Genomic DNA, 519 nt, shown 5'->3' on the forward strand with positions numbered 1-519 from the left:
AAGCGGAAATACAGCCACACCGCATGAGCGATCAGCTCACTCGGAAAACGGTGTCGTTTGTAGCTCACGCATAACGCTCTCATCACCCGCGCCTAACACGCCAAAGTTAACGTGACAGCACCCTTTCAGGTGATCGAGGACACTATCGCTGCCAGCAAATCGGGCACCGGACCGACGGCTGAGCAGATCGCCGCCGCGCTGAAGCAGGCGCAGGACACGGATGCGGCTATTCAGGCTTCATGACTGACGCCCTCACCGGCATCAGCGTGATTGTCCTCCCGCTATCACTCGCCGTCTGGTTCGTGATGCGGGGTAATCACCGTCAACATTGATTGGGGGAACATAAAATGAGCTTTGTCCAATGCGAAATCGACCGCATTCAGTTAGCTCTTAGAGCCTGTTTGGAAACTCACGGATGGGCATTTCTACGGGTGAGATTGGCGCCCATGGCGACGAGGATCATGGCCTGTGAGATGTCGATACGACGCTCATAGTCACGCACGAGACGTCGCCAGCGGG

At 56.5% G+C, this 519-nt stretch carries 1 protein-coding gene and 1 pseudogene; one reads left to right on the plus strand and one right to left on the minus strand.

The genetic code is table 11. From position 1 onward, the window contains the following. The first annotated feature begins 111 nt into the window (after positions 1-111). A complete protein-coding gene (locus F3J08_RS17445; RefSeq protein WP_255493499.1) occupies positions 112-243 on the plus strand; it encodes a hypothetical protein in 132 nt (43 codons plus the stop codon). Positions 244-409: 166 nt separating this feature from the next. On the opposite strand, the pseudogene F3J08_RS16870 reads toward F3J08_RS17445, so the two are convergent. Continuing rightward, positions 410-519 (minus strand): annotated as a pseudogene (locus tag F3J08_RS16870) (IS5/IS1182 family transposase); the annotation flags it as partial.

Source organism: Asaia sp. As-1742 (genome assembly GCF_011753235.1).
Lineage (GTDB): Bacteria > Pseudomonadota > Alphaproteobacteria > Acetobacterales > Acetobacteraceae > Asaia > Asaia bogorensis_B.